The 8,538-nt window shown below is 67.5% G+C and carries 8 protein-coding genes; all 8 read right to left on the bottom strand.

The genetic code is table 11. The features are described from left to right. The coding region (gene dgt / locus RMN84_RS11530) for a dGTP triphosphohydrolase (protein WP_309612312.1) at positions 1-938 on the bottom strand (938 nt) is incomplete at its 3' end. Beyond that, complete coding sequence (locus tag RMN84_RS11525) at positions 935-2,179, bottom strand: SPOR domain-containing protein (RefSeq protein WP_309612311.1); 1,245 nt, start codon at positions 2,177-2,179, stop codon at positions 935-937. The genes dgt and RMN84_RS11525, both read right to left, overlap by 4 nt. Positions 2,180-2,327: 148 nt before the next feature. Next, entirely contained in the window at positions 2,328-3,701 is a 1,374-nt protein-coding gene (gene ftsZ, locus RMN84_RS11520; protein WP_309612310.1) for a cell division protein FtsZ, read from the bottom strand. A 146-nt stretch (positions 3,702-3,847) separates the two neighbouring features. Further along, a complete protein-coding gene (gene ftsA, locus RMN84_RS11515) occupies positions 3,848-5,101 on the bottom strand; it encodes a cell division protein FtsA (protein WP_309612309.1) in 1,254 nt (417 codons plus the stop codon). Position 5,102: 1 nt separating this feature from the next. Next, entirely contained in the window at positions 5,103-6,035 is a 933-nt protein-coding gene (locus RMN84_RS11510) for a cell division protein FtsQ/DivIB (protein ID WP_309612308.1), read from the bottom strand. Beyond that, complete coding sequence (locus tag RMN84_RS11505) at positions 6,026-6,922, bottom strand: D-alanine--D-alanine ligase (RefSeq protein ID WP_405051484.1); 897 nt, start codon at positions 6,920-6,922, stop codon at positions 6,026-6,028. The genes RMN84_RS11510 and RMN84_RS11505 overlap by 10 nt, the downstream gene beginning before the upstream one ends. A gap of 38 nt (positions 6,923-6,960) precedes the next feature. Further along, positions 6,961-7,854 carry a UDP-N-acetylmuramate dehydrogenase gene (murB, locus tag RMN84_RS11500; protein WP_309612306.1) on the bottom strand — a complete coding sequence of 298 codons (894 nt, stop codon included), beginning with the start codon at positions 7,852-7,854 and terminating at the stop codon, positions 6,961-6,963. Then, on the bottom strand, positions 7,851-8,538 hold a 688-nt coding region (locus RMN84_RS11495), incomplete at its 5' end, for a glutamate ligase domain-containing protein (RefSeq protein ID WP_309612305.1). The genes murB and RMN84_RS11495, both read right to left, overlap by 4 nt.

Raw genomic sequence — 8,538 nt, 5'->3', positions numbered from 1 at the left:
GCACTGTTGTAGAGCCGATCGTAGAGGAAGCGCTTCAGCGCGCGTTCTTCTGCCGCCATTGTGTCCGAAAACCCAACCAGTGCCCGCCCTGCCAAGCGGACATCGTCGATCGTCTCGACCCCCGCCTCCACCACGCGCCGCCGGGTCTCGACGAGTACGTCGCCGACCATCGTCCCGATCATGTCGCGGACCAGCGCGCGCTGGCGGCGGTCGGCGGCGAGGTCCGGGTGGCGCTTGCCGATTGCCGCCCAGTGGCGCGCGACAATCGGCACCTCGAGCAATTGCTCCATGTCGAGGATGCTCGAGCGCAGCCCGTCGTCGATGTCGTGATTGTCATAGGCGATGTCGTCGGCAATCGCCGCGACTTGCGCCTCCAGGCTCGGCCATGACGCCAGACGAAGATCGAACCCGGCATTGGCTTCGGCCAGCGCCCACGGGACGGACGCGACCGGCCCGTTATGCTTGGCCAGCCCCTCGAGCGCTTCCCAGCTGAGATTAAGCCCGTCGAAATCGGGATAGACCGTCTCCAAGCCGGTCACGAGCCGGAGCGTATGCGCGTTGTGATCGAACCCGCCGGCGTCGCTCATCGTCCGTTGCAACGCATCCTCGCCGCCATGGCCGAACGGCGGATGGCCGAGATCGTGCGCCAGGCACAGCGCCTCGGTCAGATCCTCGTTCAGGCCCAGCACCCGCGCGATCGTCCGACCGATCTGGGCGACTTCGATCGAGTGGGTCAGGCGCACGCGGAAATGATCGCCATCGGGGGCGATGAACACCTGCGTCTTGTGGCGCAGGCGGCGAAAGGCGACCGAGTGAACGATGCGGTCGCGATCGCGCTGGAAGATATCGCGCGGGCCGCGCGGGCCGGCATCGGCCTCACCATGACGCCGGCCGCGCGATCTGTCGGGGTGCGCGGCCAACATCAGCGAAATTTTCATGGGTTGGCAAGCTTCCTGACGACCTGCCCTTCCGGGCTGATCCAGCTAAAGCCCTCAATCCGCACGTCGGCAAGGTTTTCCAAGAAGATCCTGCTGTCCTCGCTGCTTTTAAACGGGCCGATAAGCAGTTTGGTGCGGCCATCGACGTTGGTAACGTAGGGACGTATGCCGGCGAAGATCGCAGGCTCGCGCTGGGCCAGCCGTTCAAACTGCCCGGCCAGCGCCGTCTCGCTCGCGCCGCTGGCGAGCTGGATCCAGACGCGCTTCGGGGCGATTGCGGCTGGCGCTGCGGTCACTGTGCGCGGCACCGGCCGAATGACCACCGGTGGCGGCGCGGGCTTGGCCGGCCCGCGCAAGATATCCTCGATGCCGGACAGCCGGTCGCCCGTTACCGGCTGCGTCGAATCGCTGGTCGTCGACAGCGATGGGCCATCGGGCAGGCCGGACTGCGACTGGGCCAGGCGCGGGCTTGCAGGAAGGCCAACCGATGATCCGGCAATGGCGCCGTTTCCCACGCCGCTGCCCGGGATCACGCCCAGGTGAACCGCCGCCGCCTTCTGCGCCGGCGACAGGGAGAGCAAGCGGCGAAAGAAAGGATCGAGGCTGCGTGACAGTCCCGGCATGCTGCTGTCGAGCAGCCGGTCGGCGGCATCGGCATCGCCGCCCAGCGCGAGGATGAACGCGCGCGTGCGGATTGTCGCCATGTCGTTGCGCTGAAGCAGGGGCGCGAGCGTCGCGATCGCGCCGACCCGATCACCCGAAATAGCCAGGCTCAGCGCCAACCGCCGCCGCGCTTCGGAACCGTCGGGACCGATCAGCGCCAGCCGATAGTCGGATTGGGCCAGCGACTGCTGCCCGAGCAGGTCGCGGGCAAGGCCGCGATCGGCGGCGAAGCTGGACAGCGGCGCGCCGAGCCGCTGCGCTTCGTCAAACTTGGGCAGCGCCCGCGCGGGTTCGCCCATAGCAACCAGCGCGGCACCCAGCCCGGCCTTGGGCGCGGAGGCTTTGGGCGAAGCATCCTCGGCCCGCCCGAAGAAGCCGACCGCAGCCTCTGGATCACCAGTCGCCAGCGCCGCCCGCCCGGCCCCGACCAGCGCGGCATAATCGCGCGGGCTCTGCGCCAGGATGCGGACGTTGCGGGATAGTGCGTCGCCGACATTCTCGGTCCCGATCGGCGCGGTCGGCAAGGGCGGCGGGGCCGCATCGATATATTGCGCGAGTGCGGGTCCCGCGACGAGCATTGCGCCCGCGAGAAAAACAGTTCGGCAGGCAGATTGAACAACGGCCATGGGGAAATTCATGCCGTACCGGAGCTTGCTAATGTCTTGCTGAAAAGCCGCGAGCGCCAGTCCGTGGCGGAGTGGCGACGAGCCGCTCCGCCGCTACCGGCTATTGATTGTTCTGGCGATTGAGGAAGCGCGGAATGTCGATTGGCTCGCGGCGGAAACCGGTCGCCGGCTCCTCGTCAACCTGCGCCTTGGCAGCGCCCCGGGCGATATTCGACATGCGCTCGAATAACGTGCCACTATCCCTGCGCGGCGCGCCATCGTCGGCAGCAACCTCGTCGGCCGGCGGCGCGATCGGTGCGGCGGCGACCGGGCTGGTCAGAATGTCGTCGGCGTCAAGCAGCAGCTCATCATCGGCTTCGTCGGTCAGCTCGAGCGGTGCTTCCACGGCGACCGGCGCGGGGACCGGAACCGCGGCGCGCAGTGCGGGCTGCACTGCCGGGAACGGCGTCGCGATCGTGCGGCTGCTCGGGAAGGTGAACACCTTGCCCGGTGCCGCGCCGGTCGCGGCATCGGCCTCGATCCCGGTGGCGACGACCGATACGCGAATGCGGCCCTCCATATTATTGTTGAACGCCGAGCCCCAGATGATGTTGGCGTCGGGATCGACCAGTTCCTTGATATGGCTGGCGGCCTCGTCGACCTCCATCAGGCGCATGTCCTCGCCCCCGGTGATCGAGATGATGACGCCCTTGGCACCCTTCATGCTGACGCCATCGAGCAGCGGATTTGAGATCGCCTTCTCGGCCGCCTCGATCGCGCGTTTCTCGCCCCCGGCCTCGCCGGTGCCCATCATCGCCTTGCCCATTTCGCCCATCACCGAACGGACGTCGGCGAAGTCGAGGTTGATGAGGCCCGGCATGACCATCAGGTCGGTGATCCCGCGAACGCCCTGCTGAAGAACTTCGTCGGCCATTTCGAACGCCTGCTTGAAGGTCGTGTCGGCGTTCGCGAGGCGGAACAGATTCTGGTTGGGGATGACAATGAGGGTATCAACATGCTTCTGGAGTTCTTCAATCCCGGCGTCAGCCGCGCGGCCGCGGCGCGAGCCTTCGAAGGCGAATGGCTTGGTCACGACGCCGACGGTCAGGATGCCGCGGTCGCGCGCCGCCTTGGCGATGACCGGAGCAGCGCCGGTGCCGGTGCCGCCGCCCATACCGGCGGCGAGGAAGCACATGTGCGCGCCGTCGAGCGCACGCTCGAGATCCTCGAGCGTCTCTTCGGCGGCAGCGCGCCCGATTTCGGGCCGCGAACCGGCGCCGAGGCCCTGCGTGATTTTGGGCCCAAGCTGAATGCGGCGGTCGGCGAGGCTGTTGTTGAGCGCCTGCGCGTCGGTGTTGCAGACGAGGAAATCGACCCCCTGCACGTCCTGGCGGATCATGTTGGCGATGGCGTTGCCGCCCGCGCCGCCGACGCCGATGACCGTGATCCGGGGGCGAAGCTCGTCGACTTCCGGCCGGATGAAATCGATGCTCATGAGTTGGTCCCCCAAATGTTCGATGTGCTGAAACTATTAGGCCGAATCTTGCACCAACCGACTAGCGACCCCAAGCGAAAAGTTAATTCACACGAAAAAAAGGCTACGATTGATTCATTATGACACAGTGGTGAGTCCCGATTGCATCAATAACCCTGTTTCAACGCGCTGATCAGTTTGCCCACCAGGCCCCTGGCCGGCCGCCGCTCGCGAACGGTGCCGACGAGGTCGCGGATGTCGCCGGTCCCACTGGCGGCAAGATTGGCGAGCCCCACCAGCGTCGCAAAGGCTGGCCCGCTATGCGCCTCGGGCAGGCCGGGGATCGCGCGCGGCCGGCCGACGCGGACCGCGCGGCCCAACACGCCCTGCATGTAGTCGGCGATATTCTTCAGCTCGGACCCGCCACCGGTCAGCACAACTTGCCGCCCGACCGGCCCGGTGAAGCCAAGCGCCTTGAGCGCCGCCTCGATTTCGCTGGTGAGCGTCTCGATCCTGGCGCGGATGACGGTCATCAGCTGGGCCCGCGTGAGCCGGGTCGGGTCGGCCCCATCCTCGGCCCCGATCGGATTGGCGTCGATCATCTCGTGATTGTCGCGTGGGGACGTCATCGCCGAGCCGTAAAAGGTCTTCAGCCGTTCGGCGTCGCGTCGCTGGATGGCGAAAGCACAGGCAATGTCGTCGGTAATGTCCTTTGCCCCGAACGGGATCGAGCGCAGCCCGACCAGCATGCCGCCGGCATGGAGCGAGACATTGGTCACTTCCGCCCCCAGTTCGACCAGCGCGACGCCGATATCGCGCTCCTCCTCGCTGAGGCAGGCAATGGCGGCGGCGATCGGCGACGCGACGATCGCGTTGACGCCGAGATGAGCCGAGCGGATCACGAAATCGATATTCTTGAGCGGTGCCTCGTCGGCCGCGACAACATGAATGTCGACGCCGAGCCGGTTGGCGAACAGGCCGATCGGCTGCTTCACGCCCTGGTTGCGGTCGATCGTGAACAGCGCCGGGTGGGCGTGGAGCACAAGCTGCCCGTTGCGGTTGATGGCGTTGCGGCCGGTCGTCAGCAGCTGATCAATGTCCGACTGCACGACCTGGTGCCCGCCCAGCTCGACCTCGACATTGGCGAGGTCGCTGACCAACCCGCCGGCGCCGAAGCTCGCCCAGACGTCGTCGACCGAGACGCCAGCCATGCGTTCGGCCAGTTCGACCGCCTCGCGCACCGCGACTTCGCTCGTCTCCATTTCGGTGATGTAGCCGCGCTTGACCCCGCGGCTCTCGCGCTGGCCGGTGCCGAGCACGCGCAGGCGGCCGTCGGGATCGCGCGCGACGATCATCGCACTAACCTTTGAGGAGCCGATGTCGAGCGCGGTGAAGATAGGCTGATCGCCGGTTGCCGTCATGTCAGTCCTTGACCGATCCGGTCGGGGCGGCGGCGGCCGACTCCGGCAGCGCGATCGCCTCGCCCGGCGCACGCGGCAGGCGCACGGTCATCTTGCCCGGCAGGCGCAGGTCGAACCGCTTGAGCCCGCGCCCGAGCAATCCGGCCGATTTGTCGAGTTTCGCGAATTTGACGAGCGCATCGCTCGCTATGTTTTCGCGCTCTGGCAGCACCACCGTCTCGCCCGACTGGAACGACAGGTCCCAGCGGCGCTGTCCGACCCAGGTCGCGGCGGCGAGCTGCGGCTTGAGTGTCGGCACACCATCGAGCAGCCGGTCGAGCGACGACGCCTGGCCGTTCGCGCCCGGTCCGATCAGCAGCGGCAAGTCGGGCATCTGCGACACCGGCACGCGGTCGAGGACGACGCCATCGCGATCAATCAGCGAAAGCTGGTCCTTGTCCTGCCACAGCGCGGCGGGCTTGCGCTCGACAATGTCGATCACCAGCCCATCGGGCAGGCGACGCGACACGCGCGCGTCCTTGACCCAGCCATAGTGCATCAGCCGGTCGCGGATCGCATCGACATCGACCAGCGCCTCGGCCGGCTTACCGCCAGTTCCGGCCTCTGCAGCGCGGTGCAGTTCGTCGGTCACGACCGCATCGACCAGCGAGCGCTTCATCCGGTTGAGCCCGACGATCTGATAGCCGCCGACCGCGAACCCGGCGCGACCGAGCGCGTCGCCCGCCGCATTGCCCGCCTTGGCCGGCAGGTCGAGCGCGACGATGGCAACCGCGACGATGCCCAGTGCGAACATTGCGAACATGGTGCCGGCCAGGCGGTTGGCCTGTGCCTGGTTGACCGGCAGGCGGCTGACCACGCCCTTGGGAACGGTAACCTTGGCGGCTTTACGCGAACGGGGTGCGGGGGCGCGACGGGCGGCGGCATTCATTGACATGCTTCCTCGATCAGGCGCTCGACCAATTCGCCATAGGAGATGCCGCGCTGCCTGGCCTGTTCGGGGACCAGGCTGAGCGGGGTCATCCCTGGCTGGGTGTTGACCTCGAGCAAGTAGATCCCGCCCTCGCCCTGCTCTTCGTCCCAGCGAAAATCGGAGCGCGATGCGCCCTTGCAGCCGAGCAGGCGATGGGCGTCGGCGGCCATCGTCATCATCGACGCGGCGATATCGGCGGGGACATCCGCGGGGCAGATATGTTCGGTGACGCCGTCGGTATATTTGGCCTCATAGTCGTAGAAATCATTGTGCGGCTTCAACTCGGTGACGCAGAGCGGCTCGTTGGCGAGCACGGCGACGGTCAGCTCGCGCCCGCGAATGAAGGGCTCGGCCAGCAGTCGGTCGAAATGCTTCCACGGCCCCTCGCTTTCGCGACCGATCGGCTGGCCCATGTTGCCGCCGTCGGTGACGATGGCGACGCCGACCGAGGAGCCTTCATTGACCGGTTTCAGCACATAGGGCCGCGCGATCGGGTCGGCGGCGTAGAGGCTATCGCTGTCGACCATCGTCCCGGCGGGCATGCGGATGCCGTGCGGCACCAGCACCGCCTTGGTCAGTTCCTTGTCGATTGCGATCGCCGAGGTGGTGCAGCCGGAATGGGTGTAGGCGATGCCCATCAGGTCGAGCATGCCCTGGACCGTGCCATCCTCGCCGGGCGTGCCATGAAGCGCGTTGAACACGACGTCGGGATCGAGATTGAACAGCCGCGCGCCGACCTCGCGATCCATGTCGAGTTCGGTCACCTGGGTGAAACCACGCTCGCGCAGGGCCGCCGCCACGCCCGCGCCGCTCATCAGTGACACCGGCCGCTCCGCCGACCAGCCGCCCATCAGCACGACTATGTGCAGATTCCTGTCGACCCCCACGCTCACGCCACTCCCACCCGCTGGATTTCCCATTCGAGGCTGATCCCGCTGTGCGCCAGCACGCGGGCGCGCACCTCCTCGCCGAGCGCCTCGATGTCGGCGCTGGTCGCGTTACCGAGGTTGAGCAGGAAGTTGCAATGCTTATCCGATACTTGCGCCCCGCCGAGTGTGAGACCGCGGCAGCCGGCGGCGTCGATCAACGCCCACGCCTTGTGACCGGGCGGATTCTTGAAGGTCGATCCGCCGGTGCGGCTGCGCAGCGGCTGCGAAGCTTCGCGGGCGGCGGCGATGCGGTCCATCTCGGCCTGGATCGCGGCGGGATCGCCGGGCTGGCCGCGGAAGGTGGCGGAGACGACGGTCGCCTGGGGAGGGAGTTCGCTGTGGCGGTAGCTGTAGGCGAGCTCGTCGCGTGCCATCGTCCGTCTCTCGCCCGAGCGCAAGACGACGTCGCATTCGACCAGGATTTCGCTAGTCTCCCGACCGTAAGCCCCGCCGTTCATCCGGACAAACCCCCCGACGGTGCCGGGAATCGAGCGGAGGAACTCGAGGCCGGAAACTCTCGCGTCGCGAGCGGTCGAGCTGACGAGGATGCCGGACGCCCCGCCCCCGCAGCGCAGCGCATGGTCGCCCAGCGCCTCGACCTTCGCGAACGGCTTGCCGAGGCGGACGACGACACCCGGGAATCCGCCATCGCGGATGATCATGTTGGAACCGAGCCCGAGCGCCATGACCGGCGTTCCCGGGTCGAGCGCGGCGAGGAAGGCGCTAAGGTCGTCGATGTCCGCCGGCTCGACCAGGGTGTGCGCGGGACCGCCGGACTTGAACCAGACGAGGGGTGATAGCGGGGCGCTTTCGGACAGCTTTCCGCGAATCCCTGGCAGAGTTGCCACGCTCACTTATTCGCCCGCGCGGCGCAGATGCCGTCGCCCAGCCTGGCCGCCCATTTGGTAATGTCGCCAGCGCCCATGCAGATGACCATGTCGCCCGCCGCCGCCAGGTCGCGCAGCCCGGCGCATACCTCGTCGAGGTCGGCCACCGTGCGCACCATGCGATGCCCGTGGGCGCGTAGCCCTTCCGCCAGTGCGGCGGCGTCGATCCCCTCGATCGGCTGCTCGCCGGCAGCATAGACCGGCGCGACGAACACCACGTCGGCCTGATTGAAGGCGTTCTGGAAGTCCTCCATCAGGTCGCGCAGGCGGGTGAAGCGGTGCGGCTGGACGACGGCGATGACCCGCCCCACCGCAGCCTCGCGCGCCGCCGACAGCACCGCCGCAATCTCGACCGGGTGATGGGCGTAATCGTCGATGATGATCGCGCCGTCGACTTCGCCGACCTTGGTGAAGCGGCGCTTGACTCCTTCGAACCGGGCGAAGCCGCTGACGATCGCGTCGTCGGCCATGCCCAACTCAATCCCGACCGCGATCGCCGCCAGCGCATTCTGGACATTGTGGCGGCCGGGCATCGGCACATGGATGCCGGCGATCGTCCGCCGCTCGCCGTCGCGCTGTAGCACGACCGCGTCGAACCGCGTCCCGTCGGGGCCGGTCGTCATCCCCTCGGCGCGCAGGTCGGCGAGCGCG

Origin of the sequence: Sphingomonas sp. (assembly GCF_031380695.1) — a bacterium.
GTDB lineage: Bacteria > Pseudomonadota > Alphaproteobacteria > Sphingomonadales > Sphingomonadaceae > Sphingomicrobium.
This window is presented reverse-complemented; position numbering and strand designations above follow the sequence as displayed.